This is a genomic window from Mucilaginibacter sp. 3215, from assembly GCF_050433785.1.
Taxonomy (GTDB): Bacteria; Bacteroidota; Bacteroidia; order Sphingobacteriales; family Sphingobacteriaceae; genus Mucilaginibacter.
The window spans coordinates 450,769-474,226 of record NZ_JBNPWO010000003.1 but is presented as its reverse complement, the minus strand read 5'-3'; the positions used below and the strand labels follow the sequence as shown (position 1 = coordinate 474,226).

Genomic DNA, 23,458 nt, shown 5'->3' with positions numbered 1-23,458 from the left:
TAAAACTAAAATGAAACACATTTTTAAATCATCTGCATTCCTTATCTGTACTTTTTTAATACTGAAGGTACATGCCCAGGAAGTACCCGAAAAGGTGATGAAAGATATTTACGAGCAGGTTAAAACGCCTTACAAATATGGCCTGGTGATAGCTCCCGAAGATAATAGCCAAAAGGCTGATTGCCCTACGGTTTTTCGCCAGGGTGACGACTGGTATATGAGCTACATCATTTTCAATGGACGCGGTTACGAAACCTGGCTGGCCGAGAGTAAGGACCTGCTGCACTGGAAAACACGAAGCCGCATCCTTTCATTTTCCGATGATACTACCAAATGGGACAATAACCAAAAAGCCGGTTATGTCGGTTTGCAGGATTATAAATGGGGTGGCTCGTACAAATTGCAGCAGTATAATGGCAAATATTGGTTATCGTACTTCGGCGGGCAAAGTAAGGGGTATGAAAAAGGGTTATTATCGATAAGCGTTGCTTCAACCGATAAAGATCCGGGTACGGTGCATGAGTGGCGGGGTTTGGATCATCCCGTATTATCAAGCATTGACAAAGATGTAAGCTGGTGGGATAACCACACGCAATACAAACAAACCGTGATCTGGGATAAAAAGAAGCTAACCGGTCACCCGTTCATTATGTATTACAATGCCAATGGCGATAGTGTGAATAAAAAACGTGGTGCCGAGCGGATTGGCATGGCCGTATCTGATGATATGCTGCACTGGAAACGCTACGGAAAGGACCCGGTGCTTAATCATGGCGACGGCATCACCGGCGACCCATACATTCAACAAATAGGGAATGTGTATGTGATGTTCTACTTCGGCGCTTTCTGGAAAACCGGAGATTCGGGTGTGTTTAACCGCTTTGCCTGCTCTTATGATCTGGTGCACTGGACAGACTGGACAGGGGAGAAGCTTATCCAATCATCAGAGCCTTATGATAATATGTTCGCCCATAAATCATGCGTGGTTAAATACAAAGGCATAGTCTACCATTTTTATTGCGCCGTAAACAAAGCCGATCAGCGTGGTATAGCGGTAGCTGTATCAAAAGATCTGGGTAAAAGCGAACTGAACTTTGTTGCGGCGCCTGTAAAGAAAAGCAAAACGAAATGAGGTTCCGTTATCTATATACACTGTGTTTAACGCTTTTCGTGGCTGGTTTTGCATCTGCTCAAAACGTGCGCAAAACAGAAAGTTTTAACTCTAACTGGAAGTTTTTCCTGGGTGACGATTCGACTGCTAACGCAGTAAGCTATGATGATAGCAATTGGCAAAAGCTTGATCTGCCGCATGACTGGAGTATCGAAGGTAAATTCGACAGTAAAAACCCTACCACACAGGCAGAAGGTGGGTTGCCTGCCGGTATCGGCTGGTATCGTAAAAGTTTTATAATCCCTGCATCGTCAAAAACTAAAACTATTGTTATTGATTTCGACGGCGTTTTTCATAACAGCGAAGTTTGGATTAATGGCCATTATTTAGGCAAACGGCCTAACGGCTATATCTCGTTCAGATATGATTTAACGCCTTACCTTAAATTCGGTACACAACAAAATGTGATTGCCGTTCGGGTTGATAACAGCGATCAGCCTAATTCTCGCTGGTATACCGGGTCGGGTATTTATCGTAACGTGTGGCTAACAACGGTCAACAAAACGCATCTGCCGCAATGGTCGTCATTTATAACCACGCCGCGGGTTGATCATCAAAAAGCAGAGATCAATATTCGCACGGTTTTACCAGGTTCGATTGACTCAAAGTTTAAGCTCAAAGCTTCTGTTTTGGATGATAAAGGAAAGGTTGCAGGGGTTGTAACAACGTCAATAACCGATACTGTAATTCAGCAGAATATAAGCGTTCGGAATCCTCAACTATGGTCAGTAAAGCATCCTTATCTGTACAAAGTGAAACTGCAATTGACGGCTGCAGATCAGGTTATTGATGATTATGTCATAACTACCGGTATCAGGTATTTTAATTTCGATGCGGATAAAGGTTTCAGCCTGAATGGTGAGCCGATGAAAATTCTTGGCGTATGCCTGCACCATGATCAGGGAGCTTTGGGCACGGCTGTTAATACCCGTGCCATTGAACGGCAATTGCAGATCTTAAAGGATATGGGTTGCAATGCTATCCGCACCTCGCATAATCCGCCCGCACCCGATCTGCTCGACCTATGCGATAAAATGGGTTTCCTGGTGATGGACGAAGCTTTTGATATGTGGAAGAAGAAAAAAAGCAAACACGATTACCACGAGGATTGGGATAAATGGCATGTAAAAGACCTGCAAGACCAGGTATTACGTGATCGTAACCACCCATCTGTTTTTGCATGGAGTATTGGTAACGAGATCAGGGAGCAATTTGACAGTACAGGTGTAAGTATTGGTCGCGAGCTGGTTAAAGTTGTAAAGCAGTTAGATAACACACGATTAGTTACATCGGCCCTGAGCGATGCCGACCCTAAAAAGAATTTTATTTACCAGTCGGGTGCGCTTGATTTAGTGGGTTTAAACTATCACCAGGAGGTTTATGCAGATTTTAAGAAAAACTACCCCGGTCAAAAGTTTATCGGCACCGAAAATATGTCGGCCCTGGCAACACGGGGGCATTATGATATGCCGTCGGATAGTATCAGGCGCTGGCCAAAGGACGGTAAAACCCCGTTGAAGGATGGTAACGCCGACTTCACCGTATCATCGTATGATAATGTGTCAGCCTATTGGGGCTCAACGCACGAAGAGACCTGGAAGATCATTAAAAAGCATGATTTCCTTTCTGGACTTTTCGTGTGGACGGGCTTTGATTACATCGGCGAACCAACTCCATACCCATGGCCCGCCCGTAGCTCGTACTTCGGCATTGTTGATCTGGCTGGTTTCCCCAAAGATGTTTATTACATGTACCAAAGCGAGTGGACAAATAAGCCGGTTTTACATCTGTTACCGCACTGGAACTGGAAACCCGGACAGATGATTGATGTTTGGGCTTATTACAATAGCGCCGATGAGGTAGAAGCATTTTTGAATGGCAAGTCGATTGGTGTAAGGAAGAAAGCCAGCGATGATCTGCATGTAATGTGGCACGTTAAATATGAACCGGGAGTATTAACAGCAGTATCGCGCCGTAAAGGCAAAGTGGTGATGACCACGCAGGTGGTTACGGCGGGCGAGCCTTATAAAATACAGCTAAAAGCAGATCGCGATAAAATTAAAGCCGATGGTAAAGATCTTTCGTACATTACCGTATCTGTTTTGGATAAAAACAACGTTCCGGTGCCCGATGTTAATCAATTGGTGAAATTTAAAGTAACCGGGCAGGGAATACTAAAAGGTGTGGATAATGGCTCACAAACAGATCTGGAACCTTTTGTATCTGATCAGCATCACCTGTTTAATGGTTTGGGATTGGCTATTATTCAATCTAAAGCTGTTGCCGGGAAAATTACCATTACTGCTACGGCTGGTGGACTGAAACCGGCTCACTTAATTATTGAAAGTAACCGTATCGCTTTTAAATTACAATTACAAAAATAAAGAGTGAATATGAAGTCCTTAAAAATAGTTTCAGGTGTAGTTTTTATAATTATAGGAGTTCTTTTCTTTATCTTTTTAAGAATGCTGAATGACCCGGAAATTGAAGGTGAATCTGGAAGGATCGGTTTAGATACATATTTCATTTCCCTTATCCCCATAACAATAGGTCTGATTATTTTATTCTTTAAAAAAAAGTGAAAAAAAATTGCAGCCGCCGCTTGGCTCCGGCTGAGTGGCAGCTATCAAGCGGCCTCTGGCCGCCGTAAACAAGTGTGGTGTATACCGGCCGGAGGCCGGAGAATAGTTGCCACTCAGCCGGAGCCAAGCGGCGGCGTTTTTTGTTTGTATATTTATTTGTTGGTGATAATATCCTACAATAGCAGGCGAAAATATTACAGTAAAGGCTAACAGCAGTACGTTACATTTGTTATGCAATTTATAAACCATAACATTAAATTTACTGTACTACCCGATTAACGCATGAAAGTGTTGCCCGTGTTAGATTTTACCATTATAGGTATTTACCTTATAGCTATGGTGCTGGTGGGTTTTTATTTTTCGCGTAAAAATAAAAATGCCGAGCAGTTCACCGTTGCATCTGGTTTAATACCGGGCTGGGCTATCGGTTTATCAATTTATGCTACTTTTTTAAGCAGTAACACCTTTTTAGGGGTACCCGGCAAAGCCTACGGCGGCAACTGGAACGCTTTTGTGTTTAGCTTATCGATGCCATTTGCAGCCTGGATAGCCGTAAAATATTTTATACCATTTTATCGTAATACCGGCAATATTTCAGCCTATACACATTTCGAAAAACGCTTTGGTCCATGGGCCAGGGTTTATGCGGTTATTTGTTTTTTGCTTACGCAGATAGCCCGCATGGGATCTGTATTTTTTGGTATAGCGTTAAGTCTGCAGGCGCTTACCGGTCTGTCTATGAAGTCCATTATGGTGGTAATGGGAATCTCTATTATCCTGTACACAGTATTCGGCGGAATTAAAGCCGTGATCTGGACAGAAGTTGTGCAGGCTATCATCAAAACTTTAGGAGCCTTGCTGATCATTTATTTGGTGGTAAACAGCATCCCCGGCGGCTTTGATAAGATCATAGAAATTGGTAAGGCCGACAATAAATTCAGCCTGGGCAGTTTTTCATTGAACCTCACCGAACCAACTTTTTGGGTGATCCTGTTCTATGGTTTTTTCATCAATCTCAATAATTTTGGGATGGATCAAAATTATATCCAGCGTTATCACGCGGCTACATCAACAAAGCAGGCTGCCAAATCAGTGTGGCTTTGTGTTGGCATTTATGTGCCTGCTTCTTTCTTGTTTTTTGTCATAGGCTCATGCTTATATGCTTACTATAGCCAGCATCCTGATCTCATATTAAGCCTTAAACACCAGGTAGCTATTGAACGCTTGCCTGCAACAGCTTCGGCAAATGAGGTTTCAGCGTTTATGGGCAAACTTACACCTGCCGATTACGGCGATAAGATCATGCCGCATTTTATGGTTACCAAAATCCCGGCAGGACTGGTTGGTATTATAGTAGCCGCAATTTTATCGGCGGCCATGAGCACCATCAGTTCGGGCATGAACTCATCAGCTACCGTTTTTACCATCGACATTTACAAACGCTACTTGAAACCGCAACTCAATGATAAAAATACATTGAACGCCCTGCACATTGGTACCGTACTCTTTGGCTTTGCAGGCATGGCAGCCGGGATAGCCATGATAGGGGTAAAAAGCATCCTCGATTTGTGGTGGCAGCTTTCGGGTATTTTTGCTGCTGGCATGCTCGGTCTGTTTTTGCTGGGCATTATCAGCAGGCAAACCCGTAACCATGAGGCTATCATTGCCAGTATCATAGGTGTTTTGGTAATCCTCTGGCTTACTTTTCCCACCCTTATCCCCGAGCAATATGCAGCCCTTCGCAGTACGCTCAATACCAACATGATCATTGTTGCGGGTACCCTCGCTATATTTTTAACAGGAATATTTTTAACCAAAACAAGGCAGTTAACAGTTTAATAATCATCAAATGGAACAATCAAAAAAGGGTTTTATCCCGGTAATGTTAACGCCTTTTAAAGATAACGGTGCTATTGATTATGCAGCGCTGACCCGCTTAACCGAAATGTACCTGCGCGCGGGTGCGGCTGGTGTGTTTGCCAATTGCCTGTCGAGCGAAATGTTTGAACTGAGCGGTGAGGAGCGGTTAGCAATTATCAAACACGTGGTTGAAACTGTTGATGGCGCTGTTCCTGTTGTAGCTACCGGTACCTTTGGTGGCCCAGTTGAAAAGCAAGCTGATTTTATAAAGAGGGTGTATGATACCGGCACTTCAGCGGTAATTGCTATTACCAGTTTAATGGCCGATGCAAATGAGCCGGATACTGCGCTTAATGATCGCGTTTTTGATCTTTTTGATCAAACAGAAAATATTCCTTTAGGGTTTTACGAATGCCCGGTTCCATACAAAAGGTTATTATCGGCAGAACAGCTTCATCATTTTGCAGCAACAGGCAGGGTAATATATCATAAAGATACCTGCCTTAAAATTGACGTGGTAAAACAGAAATTGGAGGCAAGCAAAGTTAATCCGGCGTTTGGGCTGTATGATGCTTATATGGTTCACGCGGTTGAATCGCTGAAAGCAGGTTCAGCCGGGTTGTCATGCATTCAGGGTAATTTTTTTCCGGAGTTGATTGTTTGGTTGTGTAACCATTATGCCGACGCATCACGCCAGCACGAGGTTGCCATGGTGCAGGAGTTTTTAACCGAAAACATGGATGTAATGCACAATGTGTACCCGGTTATTGCAAAATATTATCTTACCAAACGCGGTTTGAAAATATCTACCACCACCCGGCGCGATGTTGGTTATTTCTCGCCGGCCATCCGTAATAAAATAGAAGATCTTTACGCTAATTACACTACACTTCAAAGTGAGATCGGTATCTATTAGTCTTAGTCGAAAGCCTTAAGTTCTAAGTAAGAACTCATGATTTGACTTAAGACTTTCGACTAAGGGCTTGAGACTTAACAAAAATCAAGCAGATATCGCCTGTTTTTGCCCTTTAATGTAACGGCGTTTATATTCAAGCGGGGTCATGCCGGTAACCCGTTTAAAGTGTCGGTAAAAATTAGAGATGTTGTTATAACCGCATTCAAAGCACAAAACCTCGGTGGGTAATTTGTCCTCAATCAAAAACCGGCAGGCATGACTGATCCTGATCTCGGTTAAAAAATCAAAATACGTTTTCTTGGTCATCAGTTTAAAATACCGGCAAAAGGAGGTGACACTGAGGTTGCCAATGGCCGCTATTTTTTCCAGGCTGATCTCCTGTTTATAGTTGGCCAGCGTATAGGAGCATACTTTATTAAGGCGAATGGTGTCCGACTCATTAGATTGGTGAAAATCGCTGTGTGATAAAGTTATTGGTTCAAAGTCTTCATTTTCGGCCAGTACTTTTAGTATGGATAGCAGGATAATGATCCTGTCGAGGTTGGTGGCTTCCGCTGCCTGCCGCATCAGTTTGGCCAGTTCGGTTCTTGCTTTGCCCTTAATTACCATTCCGCTTTTAGCTTTCTCAAAAAGCTTGGGCAGCATGAACGCTTCGGGTAAATTTAACAAATAACGACCAAGGCAGTCGGGCAAAAAATGGATCACGATCACCTCAACATTCAATCCGGATTCGGGAAAAAAATATTCATCCTTGCATCGCCAGCAGTGCGGGAGGGCTTCACCCAGCAATGTAATTTCGCCTGGCGAAAAATTGCTGATATTATCACCAATAAACCTAACCCCTTCGCCCTTTATTACGTAGTGTAATTCAAGCTCGGGATGGTAGTGCCAGATACCCCGGAAGGTGGGCAAAATATCATGCCTGATACTGAATGAATTTTGCGGTTTAACCGCAACCTTGAGAAAATGGGGCTTCATTTTGTAAAAATCAATAAAGATTAGCAGGTGAGCGGACAATTAAGTATGCGTCGCGCTGGTTTATATTTTAAAAGTAGTAATTTTTAATCAAACCCAATTTGCACCAATGTAATTTTCTTTTGACAAAAAATTACGTTAATACGAAAAGCGGGTTATGATAAGATTGTATAATAAATAGATAAATACAAATAGGAAAGGCAAAGGCTAACCATTGATATTTGTTAAAGCAACTTGTAAATCAGGCTGCAGGATACCAGGAAATATAAACCAATAAAATTAATTATACTTTTTATCAGGCTTTTAGAACTGACAAGATTTTAACAGTTAATTAATTGTGATATGAACAATTAATTGCGTAAAAAAAATTGCAGGACACCATATACTTTTTTAAGGGCTTTTATAAAAACTGTAAAGAATTTAACCAATTGAAACAACCATGAAACACTTTAAATACATAGTGATATTGTTATTATCAGTTGCAATCAGTGAGGCTTTCGCGCAGGCACCAGTGGATAACAACTACCTAAAAGTTATAACCGAACGTTCAAATAAAATTGTTACAGGAGCAGGCATTACCGACTCGGTAAAATTTAAGAAAGTGCGTGATATTGTAGTTGCCCAGTACAGTGATTTGAACACCATTTATGATGCGCGTAAAGCAAAAGTAAATGATATTAAAACCCAGATGCCCGATGATAAAGCAGGTGCCAATGCCAAAATCGCCCTTGTAGATAGTAATGTGGCTAAGCAGGTTAAGGTTTTACATACCTCATATATCAATAAGCTGAATAAGGAATTAAGCGCTGATGAGGTTGATAAAATAAAAGACGGCATGACCTACCGCATTTATCCCATCACTTATACCGCTTACCAGGATGAAATACCTACCCTTACCGGGGAGCAAAAAGACAAAATTAAAGGATGGCTGCTGGAAGCGAGGGAGAATGCTATAGATGCCGAATCGGCAGAGAAAAAACATGCCTGGTTTGGGAAGTTTAAGGGCCGCATTAATAATTACCTATCCGCACAGGGCTACGATATGAAAAAGGAGGGCGAAGAGTGGCAAAAACGGATCAAAGAGCGGCAGGCAGCAAAACAATAATTTTTGAACTAACCTAAATATCCCGGTATCATGAAATAAGCTTTAGCCGGGCAAACCAATTATACTAATTAATTAACCTGATCATGAAAATTAAATTATCAAGTTTATGAGAAAACTTTTCCTCTTACTTTCGGTGTTGCTGTGCTTAGGCAGCGCGCTAAAAGCCCAGGACCGTAATATAACAGGTACGGTTACGGACGAAAAAGGTGCTCCCCTGCCAGGGGTTGCCATCCAGGTAAAGGGCAGTACTACAGGTACTATCACCAATGCCGATGGTAAATATTCAATTAAGGCTACTAACCTACAGGCCATTGTGGTTGGGGCTAAATTTCTTGGATACAACTACCAGGAAAAAACACTGAAGATTGGCGAGATGAATGCCGACTTTAAAATGGTACCATCACAAAATGCCCTCGATGAGGTTGTGGTAGTAGGTTACGGTACTCAAAAGAAGGTCCACTTAACAGGTGCTGTTGCCGCGGTGGATATGAAAACCATCCAGGATATCCCTACCACTAACCTTGCCGCCGCACTTCGCGGTACCAATGCCGCGGTAAGTGTTACCGGTGGTATTGCAAGGCCAGGCCAAAGCGGAACCATCACTATCCGTAACCCTGTTTTCCTGGCAAAGAATGGCGGTAGTACAACACCATTATACATTATTGATGGTGTACAACGTAGTGAAGCAGATTTCAACCTGCTTGATCAAAGTGAGGTGGAGAACATTTCGATATTGAAAGATGCAGCCGCTGCCATATACGGTATTTTAGGCGCGAATGGCGTTATCGTTGTAACAACCAAACGCGGCCAGGCCGGCGGGCCAAAGGTAAGCTTCAGTTCATCAGTAGGTATTGCCGACGCAATTCAGCTTCCTAAAATGATGTCGGGCTTTCAGATGGCTACTTATTTGAATGATATTGAGCAAACCAGGTATAACCACACCATAACACCCGAAGGTTATATCAACGGCGATTTAAGCAATAAAGACTTAAAATATTATACGCCGGATGAGCTTGAGTACTTTAAAAATAACAACCAAAATTTCCTGGAGCAGGCATTTAAACCGGCAGTAACCAGCAGGAACGCGTTGAGCATAACCGGCGGTAATGATAAGGTTACTTATTTCGCAGGCGCAAATTATGTAAACCAAAACTCCAACTTTAAAGGCGTAAACACTAACCGCTTTGGCTTCAGGGCCAGTGTCGACGCAAAAGTGGCGAAAGGTTTAAAACTGTCATTGTCATTGAGCGAAGATCTTGCCAAAAGCAAAATTTACTGGTATAAACTATCAAGTACCAGCGAAAGCCCCGATAACGACTTTCTGTCGCTTAACCAGGCACCACCATGGCAAAAATATTTTATCGACGGGCACCCTGTATATTTAGGAACCAGCAATAACGATAACCTTAACTTTTTTGCTGTTCAAAATTCTAACAACTACACAGGTAACAATAACACTGTATTTAATGGTTTAGCCAATTTGAGTTACGAAATTCCGGGTATTAGCGGCTTAACTGCCAATGTTAGCTACAACCGTAATCTTAATAATGCCTTTAACAAGCAATATGGCTCAACGTTTTATTACAACCAATACTCGGGCGAAGGCGACAATAACCATATTCCGGGAGGAACTGTGGTAGGCGTAAAAGCTATTAAAAATGGCGATAGGGTGCGCCTTACCCCTACAATGGCAGATAATTACCAGTTCAACGCCAACCTTACTTACCATAAACGTTTTGGGGCGCATGAAATTACTGCACTGGCTTTGTATGAGCAATATGAGTCATATAGTGAAGGTGTAGCTGCCGAAGCCGACGGAGTAATTGTAGGCGGAAAAGATAACCAGACATTCACCATCGGTGATCAATCGTCAAACCAGGCCACATTGGTGAAGGAATATGGCCGTAAAGCTGTGGCAGGTAGGGTAAATTATGCCTACGCCGATAAATACCTGGTTGAATTGGCCATGAGGGCGGATGCCAATACCAACTTTGCACCGGGCCACCAGTGGGGATATTTCCCTTCGGCCTCAGCAGGCTGGGTGGTTTCAAAAGAAAACTTCTTTAAATCAGTAAGCTTTGTTGATCTTTTGAAATTCAGAGGTTCGGTAGGCTTGTTGGGTTCTGATAATACACCTTCATTCTTATACGCGGTTAACTACCAGTTTGGTACCGGCAACAAAGGCGGTGCTGTTTTTGGCGGCAATGGCGACAGGGGCCTCGGCGCACTGCTAAATATCGCTATCCCGAACGCTAATTTAACCTGGGACCATGACCTAAAAACAAACTACGGTTTAGATGCCGCTTTCCTGGGTAACCGTTTATCAGTTTCGGCCGATTATTTCTGGGAGCACCGCTATGATATGCTTGCATCGCTGAACACTTCAGTTCCTGTAACTATAGGTGCAGCGCCATCTGCCGAAAATTATGGTATCGTCAATACTTTCGGATACGAGATCTCTGTAAGTTGGAAAGACAAAATTGGTTCTAATTTTAGCTATAATTTTAGCCCGTTCTTTTCCTGGAGCGATAATAAATACATTAAATATGATATCGCTGCAGCACAGGTGGGTACCATTCAGGATTTGACCGGTAAATCAAGCGATCAGGGAACACTGGGATACAAATCACTCGGTATCATCCGTACACAAGCCGATGCTGATGCGATTATTGCCGAAAGGGCAGCAGCAGCCGGTGGCGCGCAAAACGTTAAGATTTTTGGTTACGTACCTTCACCTGGTATGATCAATTACGTTGACAAAAACGGCGACGGTATTATCAAACAAAACGATCTCAACGACCAGTTTTATTTAGGTAAGAAATCATCAAACCACTACAATCTTGGTCTGAACTTTGGCGGTGCATATAAAACATTAAGCTTAAATGTGGTTATGGGAATGAGCTGGGGTGGTAACCAATCAATTGAGAGCGCGGCCATTAAACAAGCTACTGCCAACCAGAACAGGCCTGTATTCTGGGCCGATCACTGGATCCCATCTAATCCAAATGCCAAATATCCCGACCCTTATTACTCGGACGATGTGAGTGCTACAAGTGATTTTTGGTTTGTTAGCCCCTTCACCTGGAATATCTCCAGTGCTAACTTAAGCTATACCCTGCCCGCTTCCATCACAAAAAGGCTTGGAATGTCAAGCATAAGGGCGTATGTGGTAGCTACAAACCCAATCAACTTTGTAAACCCGTTCCCCGAACATTATCGTGATATTTCATCACCATTTGGGGCATATCCCAACTTACGCACAGTATCTTTTGGTTTAAACTTAGGCTTCTAAACTTTGAAAGACATGAAATTATTTAAAACCATATTTGCAGCTTTGATCGTATCAGCCCTGTTTACAAACTGTAAAAAAGTGCTTGATAAGGAAGATCTTACACACAGCACCCCCGGTCAGATTTTTAATGACTCAACGGTGGCTATTTTAAACATCAATTACCTATATACAGCAAACCAGCCTGGCTGGTTTGGCGATACCGGCGGCGCTATTGGCAGCGGAGGCGACAAATGCGACGAATTTTACAGCGATAACGCATACGTAAAAGGCACGGTTACCATCGAAACTGTTGGTGACATCGGTACCTCGGTGAATATCAGCAATAACTACGGCCGGATCCGTAACATTAACCAAACCCTGCAGGACCTCGACGCCAGCACCTTGCCTGCCTCTACCAAAAACAGGTATAAAGCACAGGCTTATTTTTGGAGGGCTTTCAGGTATTTTGACCTGGTAAGGTTATATGGAGGTGTTCCATTGGTATTAAAACCGCTTGATGCTATTGGTCAGGACGCCAAAAACGCGGCGCTTTTGCCTCGTAACAAAACCTCAGAATGTTTTAAACAAATTGGGAGCGATCTGGACAGCTGTATAAAATATCTGCCCGCCAAATGGAGTGGCAGCGATTACGGTCGTATTTCATCGGCTGCTGCTGCTGCGTTTAAAGGAAGGGTGTTGCTAACGTATGCAAGTCCTCAGTTTAACCCCAGCAATGATGCGGCCCGCTGGCAAACAGCTGCTGATGCCAATGATAAGGCAATGCAGATATTGTCCGCTAATAACTACGGTTTAAACCCTTCGTATGACAATATGTGGTTTACCGAAAACAGCAGCAATCCGGAAGCAATTTTGATAACAGGTTTTAACACATCATCAACCGATCAAAACCAGAATAACAATACCTATGATAACGCGACTCGTCCGGCCTATTTAGGTACTAAAGGCGGCTCCAATCAACCTACATGGGATATTGTAAAATCATACCCGATGCTTGACGGAAAAGCACCAGGTACCTCGTTAAAGTATACATATGATGATGCAAAGTTTTTTGATAACCGCGATCCAAGGTTTAACAAAACTATTGCCTACAACGGTTGTAACTGGCCTATAAACGGCAATAGCTCTTATCGTCTGTGGACTTACTTTTATTACAATAAAGCGGATGGTTCCGGTGTTAAAACCACTGAACCGGCATCAGCAACAGGCTCAGGTTTCTACCTGCGCAAAGCTATTGACCCTAACGTCAGTGTGGCAAATACACCATATGTTGGTACAGATTGGATGGAGATCCGTTATGCCGAAGTTTTATTGAACCAGGCCGAATGTGCCGCCGCGTTAGGTAACGTAACTACCGGTTATACCAATATTGCCGCCATCAGGAAACGCGCGGGTATTGAAGCTGGTGCTGATAACCTGTACGGTTTAGACGCAGGTATGAGCCCTGACCAGATGATCAACGCTATCATGAATGAACGTAAAATTGAATTTGCCTTTGAAGGTAAACGCTATTGGGACCTTCGTCGCCGTAAACTGCTCGAAAGTACATTGAACGGTAAAAAGAGAACGGGGCTTACAGTTACCCTTAATAACAACGCAAGCGGTAAAGATTATCTTACCGGTACAAGAGATGCTTTAGCAGCTGCATCATTGGATGCCCTGTACAGCACATCTTTCACCGTTAAAACTAAAACTATGGATTCTTATAACATTGCGGTTCAGTCGGGCGATTACTTTTTCGGGATCCCTTCGGCGGCATTGTTAAATAATATCAATTTACAGCAAAATAACACCTGGGGTGGGCCGTTTGATCCGCTTCAATAATAAATTAATTGAACGATGGGTGCCTGCTAACCATTTAACAAAAGAAGATTACGAATACAGATATGAAAAAACACACAGCTTTATTTTTAGTAGCAGCGGCATTGGGTTTAGCTAAACCGGCTTTTGCCCAATACCCGGAAATACCAGAAAAGGTTAAAGCAGAGAGTGAGGCTTTGATGAAAGAGGCTACCCGTCGTTCAGATTCAGCATGGGCGGTTGCCCTGCCCATTATCCAGGCCGATCAGCGCCGTGGCAAAGTATACGTACCATGGGCCGCACGCCCAACAGATTTGCCGCAGGCCAAGATCCCGGCATTCCCGGGTGCCGAGGGCGGTGGCAAATTTACTTTTGGGGGCCGCGGTGGTAAGGTATATGTAGTTACCAGTTTAGCAGATAGCGGTCCCGGCACTTTGCGCGAGGCCTGCGAAAAAGGCGGCGCGCGTATTGTGGTATTTAATGTTGCGGGCATTATCCGCATCAAAACACCGATTATCGTGAGGGCTCCGTATATTACTATTGAAGGCCAAACTGCTCCGGGTGATGGCGTTTGTATTGCAGGCGAATCATTTTGGGTGAATACACATGACGTTGTGATCCGTTATATGCGTTTCCGTCGTGGCGAAACTAATGTTGGCCGCCGTGATGATGCTTTGGGTGGCAACCCGGTAGGTAACATCATTGCCGATCACGTATCTGCAAGCTGGGGCCTGGATGAAAACTTTTCCATGTACCGTCACATGTTTGATCCCGGCGATGGCTCGAAAGAAGAGAAGCTGGGTACCGTAAATATCACTATCCAGAATTGTATTTATTCAGAATCATTGGATTACTGGAACCACGCTTTCGGCTCAACAACAGGCGGCGAAAACAGCTCATTAATGCGTAACCTTTGGGCAGATAATACCGGTCGTAACCCATCTGTTGGCTGGAATGGCGTATACAACTTTGTAAACAATGTGGTATTTAACTGGCACCACCGCTCAATGGACGGCGGCGATTATACCACCAATTACAACGTGATCAATAACTACTTTAAACCTGGTCCGGTTACACCTAAAGATGAGCCGGTTGGTCACCGTATCCTGAAACCGGAATCGGGCAGGAGCAAGCTGAAAGAAAAAGTATTCGGTCGCGTTTATGCATCAGGTAACATTATGGAAGGTTATCCCGAAGTAACTAAAGATGCGTGGAACGGTGGCATCCAGGTTGAAGGCCCTGGTGGCAAAGAATTGCCTGACGCCGGCCAATACAAGGATTACATGAAATCGGATGTTCCGTTCCCTATGCCTCCGATGACTATCCTATCGGCAAAAGACGCCTTTAAATTTGTTATAGCAAATGCCGGCGCAACACTGCCAAAACGCGATCCGGTTGATGTGCGCATCACCGAGCAGGTGCGTACCGGTAAAATCACTTATAAAGAAATGAAAACCGATACTGCTTACCAGTTTAAAGTGCGTAAATTACCTAAGGACTCGTACAAACTGGGTATCATCACTGCCCCATGGCAGGTGGGTGGCTATCCTGAATATAAAGGCACGCCGTATAAAGACTCGGATAATGATGGCTTGCCCGATAGTTGGGAAACAGCTCATGGCCTAAACCCTAAAGATGGTAACGACTCGGCCCTGCCTGCAAAAAATGGTGGCGGTTATACCAATATCGAAGTATATTTAAATACAGTAGCCGCTAAAGGCGAAAAGAAGCTTGCTTCGTTAAAATAAAGATATATCAGAAATATTAAAACCATTTGTTCCATTTGTGTAAGATCATTGCCGTTGGTTTTAACCAACGGATAATAAAATGGATTAAAGAGGGCTTTAGCCCAAATGCCACTTGCATAATTAGGCTAAAGCCCAGGTTCTTCAGCTTCTGCTACCGTTGGTTAAAACCAACGGCAATGAATAAATTACATTTTTAACAACTGCTAATAATGCGGGGATTGAGGTTTATAAGGATTTATTTTTGGGTTGGTTTAATGACTGGGGGGATGCTTATGCATTCCCCCTTATTTGCACAGGATAAGAAAAAAGCCCCTAAACCCCAACCGCCTGTTGCTGCCGATAAAAACGGCAAGCTAAATTATGTGGTTGCTCCCAACGGCGACCGCATTCCTGATTTTTCATATTGCGGATATATGGCCTCCGAAAAGCCAATCCCTTTGGTGCCTGTAAAAGTTGTAGTGCCTGTAAAAGCAGGCGATGCCACGCTGAGGATCCAGGCTGCCTTAGATTACGTAGCTGGTTTACCTGCAGATAAAGATGGCTTTCGGGGAGCGGTATTGCTTAACAAAGGGGTGTACCAGGTTAATGGTAGCCTCAAAATTAACGCATCCGGCGTTGTTTTGCGCGGTAGCGGCATGGGCGCCAACGGCACCACATTATTTGCAGCCGGGACCGACAGGGAAACCTTTATTCATGTTACCGGTAAAAACGACCGGCAAACATCCAAAGAAATTAAAATTACCGATGCTTATGTTCCGGTAAATGCCAACACTCTGCACATTGCTGAAGACGCAGGCCTAAAAACCGGCGACATGGTGTTGATCCATCGCCCGAGCACACAGGCCTGGATCAGTACCATCAAAACCGATCATTTTGGTGGCGATTTAACCGCCCTGGCCTGGAAACCCGGCGAACGGGATATTTACTGGGATAGAAAAGTAACATCAGTAGACGGTAACACAGTTACCCTTGACGCGCCTTTAACAACAGCATTGGATACTGCGTACGGCGGTGGTTTGATAGCCTCTTACCAATGGCCCGGCAGAATTGTGCAAGTGGGGATCGAAAACTTAAAACTGCAATCAGCCTACGACGCTTCAAACGCAAAAGACGAAGCTCACCGCTGGATGGCAATTACGATGGGAAATGTGAGCGATGCCTGGGTACGCCAGGTAATCTTTGAGCATTTTGCAGGTTCGGCAGTATTTGTTGGTGTTACCGGAAACCGCGTTACGGTTGAAGATTGTAAATCGCTTTCACCCGTTTCTGAAATAGGAGGGCAGCGCCGTAACACATTCCTGACTATGGGCGGGCAAAACCTTTTTCAGCGTTTATATTCCGAGCAGGGTTTTCATGATTTTGCTACCGGGTATTGCGCGCCGGGGCCAAACGCCTTTGTGCAATGTATGTCGGTAGGTTCGCTGGGTTTTAGCGGTGGCATCGACAGTTGGGCTTCAGGCGTTCTGTTTGATATCGCCAACATCGATGGACAGCCCTTAAGTTATATGAACCGGGGACAGGACGGGCAAGGGGCCGGATGGAGCGCCGCCAACAGCCTGTTCTGGAATTGTACCGCAGCCCGTGTGGATTGTTATCAGCCGCCAACTGCTCAAAACTGGGCTTTTGGTACCTGGGCGCAATTTGCCGGTGATGGCTACTGGAGCACATCAAACAGTACTATAAGCCCAAGAAGTTTTTATTATGCACAGCTGGCTAACAGGTTGAATAAGGATGTAAGTAAACAAGCCGATATCCTGTATCCGGCCACTGAACCTTCAAGCAGCCCAACAGTTGAACAGGCGGCCGAATTAATGGCCGCCGCCCGCAAACCTGCTGTTACAATCAGTAACTGGATAGATCAATCGTCTAAAAGAAATGTTATCAATACAGAATCGGCTGGTGCCAAGACTATTGATGAAATAGGATATAAAAATGCTGCACCTACAGTATTAGCACCCAAAATGGTGGTTACCAACGGATGGTTAACCCGTGGCAATGTAGTATTAACAGGCAGACACTTTGAAACCCCATGGTGGAGCGGTACCGTGCATCCTGATTATACCGAAAAGGAAGCCAAACCTGCCATCAGCCGCTGGGTACCTGGCCAAACCGGAACCGGTTTAACGGATGATCTGAATGCGGTAACCGACTGGATGAAGAAAGATAACGTCGTAGTATTTGAGCATAATTACGGCTTGTGGTATGATCGTCGCCGTGATGATCATGAGCGCATCCGCAGGATGGATGGCGATGTTTGGGCTCCGTTTTATGAACTGCCTTTTGCCCGGAGCGGAAAAGAACTGGCCTACGACGGCTTAAGCAAATACGACCTGACAAAATACAATACCTGGTACTGGAACCGCCTGAAACAATTTGCTGACTTGGCCGATGAGAAAGGTTTGGTACTGGTTCATCAAAACTATTTTCAACACAATATTATTGAGGCGGGGGCGCATTATACTGATTTTCCGTGGCGCACGGCGAATAACATTAACGGCACCGGTTTCCCGGAGCCTGTACCTTATGCCGGCGACAAACGCCAGTTTATGGCTGAGCAGTTTTATGACGAAACCGATCCGGCAAGGCGTAAGCTTCACATTGCCTACATCAATAAATGTATGGACAATTTTGCAGGTAATACCGGGGTGATCCAACAGATTGGAGCGGAGTTTACCGGTCCGCTGCATTTCATGAAATTTTGGGTAGAAACCATTAAACAATGGGAAACCACACATAAAAAGAAACAGATTATCGCTTTAAGCGCTACAAAAGATGTGCAGGATGCTATCCTGTCCAATCCGGCAACAGCTTCGGTTATCAATGTTATAGATATTCGTTATTGGTATTACCAGGCCAACGGAACGGCCTATGAACCCATTGGCGGCCAAAGCCTGGCCCCGCGCCAGCAAGCCCGCATCTTTAAACCCAAGGCTTCATCATTTGAGCAGGTTTATCGTGCGGTACATGAGTACCGTACCAAATACCCGGATAAAGCTGTGCTTTATTCTGCTGATGGTTATGATCATTTTGGCTGGGCGATATTTATTGCAGGCGGATCATTGCCGGTCCTTCCTGCCAATACCAATAAAGCTTTTTTAGCCGATGCGAGCGGTATGAAACCTGCCGAGCTGCCGGGTTCGCCTAAAGATCAATGGGCGTTAGCTTCATCAAAAGGGTATATCGTTTATAGTAATGGCGGTGGGATTCACCTTGACCTGGCTGCTAACGCCACATACAAAGCACAATGGATAGACCCTAAAACTGGTGAACTTTTGCCTGCAACCGAAACGGTAAAAGGAGCAGCTAATACAGAAATTAAAGCACAAGGCAATGAAGCCGCCATTTTGTGGCTGAGCAGGAATTGAAAGGTTAGGAAAAAATAAAAGCGGAGGGCTTGCACGATTCCCCTCTCGAGAGGGGCGGAGGGGTGTATTTAACAAAGCGGTAATAAACGCGAACGAAACACACCCCTGCCAACGCTCAGCCAAACGCGCCCCCTCTCAAGAGGGGAGCTCGAAAAAATAGAGGGATTAAAGAAGAAAGGGCCAGTGCGATTCCCTTCTTGAGAGGGGTGGAGGGGTGTGTTTAACAAAGCGATAATGAACGCGGACGAAACACACCCCTGCCAACGCTCAGCCAAACGCGCCCCCTCTCAAGAGGGGAGCTTGAAAAAATAGAGGGATTAAAGAAGAAAGGGCCAGTGCGATTCCCCTCTTGAGAGGGGCGGAGGGGTGTGTTTAACAAAGCGATAATGAACGCCGAAGAAACACACCCCTGCCAACGCTCAACCCAACGCGCCCCCTCTCAAGAGGGGAACTTGATAAATTTATAATTATGCTTAAAAAATCTACCATATTAATTGCCATTGCTTCATTGCTTTTTTCATTCAAAAGCAACGATGTAATGCCTCGTTTAAGCATATCCGCTAACCACCGCTATTTTATGGCTGGTGATAAGCCATTTTTTTGGCTGGGTGATACAGGATGGCTGCTGTTCTCTAAACTGAAAAGAGAAGAGGCCGAGCAATACCTTGATGTCCGTGCCAAACAGGGTTTTAACGTGATACAGGTAATGGTGGTGCATAGCATCAAAGAAACCAATGCCTATGGCGATTCGGCCCTGAGCAATAAAAGTATCGCTTTGCCAAAAACTACGCCGGGTAGCACTTTTGGTAAAGGAAATGAATACGATTACTGGGATCATATCGATTGGATCATAACCAAAGCCGCCGAAAAAGGTTTATACGTAGCCCTGGTGCCGGTTTGGGGATCGGTGGTTAAAGAGAGCCATATCGGTGCTGAAAAGGCAAAAACTTACGCTGAGTTTTTAGCCAAAAGATATCGCGACCGTTCCAACGTGATCTGGATGAATGGCGGTGACATCGCCGGTTCCGATTCGTTGAAAACCTGGAAAGCTATTGGTAACACTTTGCATGATGTTGATGGTACACATCTGATAACTTACCATCCGCGCGGCCGTACGCAATCATCGAAATGGTTTCATAATGAAGATTGGTTAAGCTTCAATTGCTTTCAATCCGGCCATCGTACTTATGCGCAGGATACCTCCAAAAAAGATTTAAAATACGGCGAAGATAACTGGCGTTATGTTGAAACGGATTACAACCTGTCGCCCGTAAAGCCAACGCTTGATGCCGAGCCATCGTACGAAAAAATCCCTTATGGATTACATGATATCAAACTGCCCCGCTGGACTGCCGCCGATGTAAGGCGCTATGGCTACTGGTCGGTTTTTGCCGGGGCCTGCGGGTATACGTATGGCGATAATGATGTGATGCAGATGCACAAACCAACCGACAAAGGCAGTGCTTATGGTTCAAAAGGCTACTGGTACAATTCGGTTAATGATCCAGGCGCTAAGCAGATGGTTTATCTGAAAAAACTGGTGCTTTCTCGTCCATATCTTGACCGTGTACCGGATCAATCGCTGATCGCCGGTAATAACGGTGTAAAGTATAACAGGCTAATAGCTGCCCGCGGTAAAAATTATGCTTTTGTTTATACCTATACCGGCCGTGAGATTAATATCAATGCTGGTAAACTGGAAGGCACAAAACTGAAAGCATCATGGTTTAACCCGCGCAACGGGCAAACTACGGCTATCGGCATCTTCGCGAAAGCTAAAACAATAAAATTTAAGCCACCCGGCAAAATATCAAACGGTAACGACTGGGTGCTCATTATCGATGCGATATAAATGAAAAGGGCGATTAAACATATCATCTTACTATTTGCCGTTGCATTGATGTTTTCGTGCAAGGCCAGTAAAAGCGTGTACCTTTTTACCTCGTTTCATGAGCCTGCTAATGAGGGTTTGCGTTTTTTATACAGTAATGATGCCTATCACTGGAATGCCATCGATCATATTTTCATTAAACCGGAGGTTGGTGATGCCAAGATCATGCGCGACCCATCCATAGCCCAGGGCCCCGATGGAGTTTACCATTTGGTGTGGACAACCGGCTGGAAAAACGACAAAGGCATAGGCTATGCCAGCTCGAGCGATCTGATCCATTGGTCGGCCGAAGAGCATATTGAGGTGATGGCTAATGAGCTCACCGCGGTGAATGCCTGGGCACCGGAGTTGTTTTATGACGAGGATAACAAATATTTCATCATTGTTTGGGCTTCAACCGTACCATTCCGCTTTCCGAAGGGACACGAGGATGAAAATAACAATCACCGACTGTATTACACCACAACTAAAGATTTTAAAACTTTCAGCCCCTCACAGCTTTTCCTTGATCCGGGTTTTAGCGTAATTGATGCTGAGATCGTAAAGCGGGCCAAAAATGATTATGCACTGGTGATGAAGGATAATACCCGGCCTAACCGTAATATCCTCGTGGCCTTTAGTAATAATCCTCTGGGGCCTTATAGCAATTATACTCCGCGATTTACCGAACCTTTCAGTGAAGGCCCCAGCATGACCAAAGCCGGTGATAACTGGCTGATTTATTATGATTCGTACCGTTTAAAAAGATATGGCGCAATGCGTACAACCGACTTTAAAACTTTTACCGACCTGGCCGATAGCGTGAGCATACCGGTAGGGCACAAGCACGGCACCATACTTAAGGTTACCAAAAAACAGCTTGCGCAGCTTTTACAGGCAGCCGGGCAAACCAAAGCAGCTAAACATGAATAAGTTCATCAGCATATTGTTTTTTATATCGATGGCCGGGATAGCCAGTGCACAGGATACCGTGCATTACAGCGGCAATACCGTTGCCAACGTTGATTATCATCATGGGCAATTAACTCCGGTGATAGGTGTGCACAGCAAGCAGATCTTCAGGGCTAACCGTGAACATCCGGAACTGGCCGATGACTTCGGTTTTACCTATAATCATGCGCCTATGCTGGCCTACTGGAACAATACTTTTTATGTAGAATACCTGAGCGATAAGGTAGGCGAAAGCCTGCCGCCAGGCCAAACCCTGCTCATGACCTCGAAAGATGGTGAAGCATGGTCAAAACCTACGGTAGTTTTTCCTCAGTATAAAATACCCGATGGCACTACCAAAGAGGGGCACACCGGTGTGGCAAAGGACCTGTATTCGGTAATGCACCAGCGTATGGGTTTTTATACGTCGAAATCAAAACGCTTACTGGTGCTTGGTTTTTATGGGATTTGCCTGGATGGTCATGATGACCCGAATGATGGCTTAGGCATTGGTCGCGTAGTGCGTGAAGTATTGCCAAATGGTAAATTCGGACCGATCTATTTTATCCACTATAATCCAAAATGGAACGAAAAGAACACCTCATATCCTTTTTATAAAACCAGTAAGGACAAAGGTTTTGTGCAGGCCTGCGATGAACTGATGGCAAACCCGCTGATGATGATGCAATGGGTTGAGGAAACCGATAGGAAAGATCCGCTGATCCCGCTGCATAAGGATTATAAAGCGTTTAACTTTTATCATCTGCCAGACGGCCGTGTGGTTGGACTTTGGAAATACGCGCTAACCGCTATCAGCACCGATAATGGCAAAACCTGGCCAGCAAATGCCGCCCGCGCGCCGCGTTTTGTAACCGCCAATGCCAAAATCTGGGGACAGCGCACATCCGACGGTAAATATGCCACGGTTTACAACCCTTCGGAATTTCGCTGGCCGCTGGCCTTATCGGTTAGTAAGGACGGATTAGATTATACCAACCTGCTGTTAGTTAACGGCGAGATCACCACTATGCGTTACGGCGGTGCTTATAAATCATACGGGCCGCAATATACACGCGGCATTGAAGAGGGAAACGGTAACCCGCCTGATGGTAAGCTTTGGGTAACCTACAGCATGAACAAAGAGGATATCTGGGTATCATCCATCCCGGTACCGGTAACCGAGAAAGCGGACGCACATGCCAATGAGATCTTTAATCAATTACCAGTAGGTAAAGAGCTTGAAAAGTGGAACACTTACAGCACGCAATGGGCTCCTGCGGCTATCGACAAGTCACCTGATGGCGAACGAGCCCTAACCCTGAAAGATAGCGACCCATTTGACTTTGCCAAAGCAGAACGTGTTGTGCCTGTTTCTAAAAAATTAATGACCGATTTCACCATCACTGCCGGGCAAAATAATACCGGCATGCTGGATATCGAATTTCAGGATGAAAAAGGTACCGCTGCTATCAGGCTAACACTTGATTCGGCAGGGCAGTTCAGGACTAAGGCAGGCTATCGCAACAAAAACTTTATGAAATATGAGGCTGGTACGCAATATCATGTGGTGATCAAACTAAATACCGATACCCGCTTTTACACCGTGAATGTAAACGGAAAGGATGTGCTTACAGGCCTGTTTTTCGCGCCGGTGCTGAGCGTAAACCGGGTGGTGTTCCGTACCGGGAATATCAGAAGGTTCCCTGACGCCGATACCCCAACCGATCAGGATTTCGACCGGCCGAACGCAGGAGAAGCTGCGAAACAAGCCGTGTTCTACATCAAATCATTTAAAACAAGTAATTACTAATGCTGCGCTTTATAAA

Annotated in this window: 13 protein-coding genes; 12 read left to right on the top strand and 1 reads right to left on the bottom strand. The window is 44.7% G+C overall.

Annotated features, from left to right (window positions below):
* The first annotated feature begins 10 nt into the window (after window positions 1-10).
* From ABIC84_RS08315 to ABIC84_RS08300, 4 genes are all read left to right on the top strand, one after another.
* The gene (locus ABIC84_RS08315) at window positions 11-1,132 is read left to right on the top strand and encodes a glycosylase (RefSeq protein ID WP_429263283.1); all 1,122 of its coding nucleotides are present in this window, start codon (window positions 11-13) and stop codon (window positions 1,130-1,132) included.
* Window positions 1,129-3,555: a sugar-binding domain-containing protein gene (locus ABIC84_RS08310; protein WP_429263282.1), complete on the top strand. Its 2,427-nt coding sequence runs from the start codon at window positions 1,129-1,131 to the stop codon at window positions 3,553-3,555. Before ABIC84_RS08315 ends, ABIC84_RS08310 begins: the two co-directional genes overlap by 4 nt.
* A gap of 480 nt (window positions 3,556-4,035) precedes the next feature.
* A complete protein-coding gene (locus tag ABIC84_RS08305; RefSeq protein ID WP_429263281.1) occupies window positions 4,036-5,592 on the top strand; it encodes a sodium:solute symporter in 1,557 nt (518 codons plus the stop codon).
* Window positions 5,593-5,602: 10 nt separating this feature from the next.
* Window positions 5,603-6,529: a dihydrodipicolinate synthase family protein gene (locus ABIC84_RS08300; protein WP_429263280.1), complete on the top strand. Its 927-nt coding sequence runs from the start codon at window positions 5,603-5,605 to the stop codon at window positions 6,527-6,529.
* An 84-nt stretch (window positions 6,530-6,613) separates the two neighbouring features.
* Here ABIC84_RS08300 and ABIC84_RS08295 read toward each other — a convergent pair whose 3' ends face one another.
* Window positions 6,614-7,507, bottom strand: a complete 894-nt coding sequence (locus ABIC84_RS08295) for an AraC family transcriptional regulator (protein ID WP_429263279.1) — start codon at window positions 7,505-7,507, stop codon at window positions 6,614-6,616.
* A 436-nt stretch (window positions 7,508-7,943) separates the two neighbouring features.
* Between ABIC84_RS08295 and ABIC84_RS08290 the strand changes: the two genes are divergently transcribed.
* From ABIC84_RS08290 to ABIC84_RS08255, 8 genes are all read left to right on the top strand, one after another.
* A complete protein-coding gene (locus ABIC84_RS08290) occupies window positions 7,944-8,609 on the top strand; it encodes a DUF3826 domain-containing protein (protein ID WP_188832957.1) in 666 nt (221 codons plus the stop codon).
* Window positions 8,610-8,715: 106 nt separating this feature from the next.
* A complete protein-coding gene (locus ABIC84_RS08285) occupies window positions 8,716-11,901 on the top strand; it encodes a SusC/RagA family TonB-linked outer membrane protein (protein WP_429263278.1) in 3,186 nt (1,061 codons plus the stop codon).
* A 12-nt stretch (window positions 11,902-11,913) separates the two neighbouring features.
* Window positions 11,914-13,722, top strand: a complete 1,809-nt coding sequence (locus tag ABIC84_RS08280; protein WP_429263277.1) for a RagB/SusD family nutrient uptake outer membrane protein — start codon at window positions 11,914-11,916, stop codon at window positions 13,720-13,722.
* A 62-nt stretch (window positions 13,723-13,784) separates the two neighbouring features.
* Window positions 13,785-15,446 carry a polysaccharide lyase gene (locus ABIC84_RS08275; protein ID WP_429263276.1) on the top strand — a complete coding sequence of 554 codons (1,662 nt, stop codon included), beginning with the start codon at window positions 13,785-13,787 and terminating at the stop codon, window positions 15,444-15,446.
* 272 nt (window positions 15,447-15,718) lie between these two features.
* Window positions 15,719-18,811 carry a DUF6298 domain-containing protein gene (locus tag ABIC84_RS08270; protein WP_429263275.1) on the top strand — a complete coding sequence of 1,031 codons (3,093 nt, stop codon included), beginning with the start codon at window positions 15,719-15,721 and terminating at the stop codon, window positions 18,809-18,811.
* Between the two features lie 469 nt (window positions 18,812-19,280).
* Window positions 19,281-20,663 (top strand): glycoside hydrolase family 140 protein, encoded by a 1,383-nt coding sequence (locus ABIC84_RS08265; protein WP_429263274.1) that lies wholly within the window; start codon window positions 19,281-19,283, stop codon window positions 20,661-20,663.
* Window positions 20,664-21,614, top strand: a complete 951-nt coding sequence (locus ABIC84_RS08260) for a glycoside hydrolase family 43 protein (protein ID WP_429263273.1) — start codon at window positions 20,664-20,666, stop codon at window positions 21,612-21,614. It abuts the gene before it with no gap.
* The gene (locus ABIC84_RS08255; protein WP_429263272.1) at window positions 21,607-23,442 is read left to right on the top strand and encodes a six-hairpin glycosidase; all 1,836 of its coding nucleotides are present in this window, start codon (window positions 21,607-21,609) and stop codon (window positions 23,440-23,442) included. The genes ABIC84_RS08260 and ABIC84_RS08255 overlap by 8 nt, the downstream gene beginning before the upstream one ends.
* Window positions 23,443-23,458: the final 16 nt, after the last annotated feature.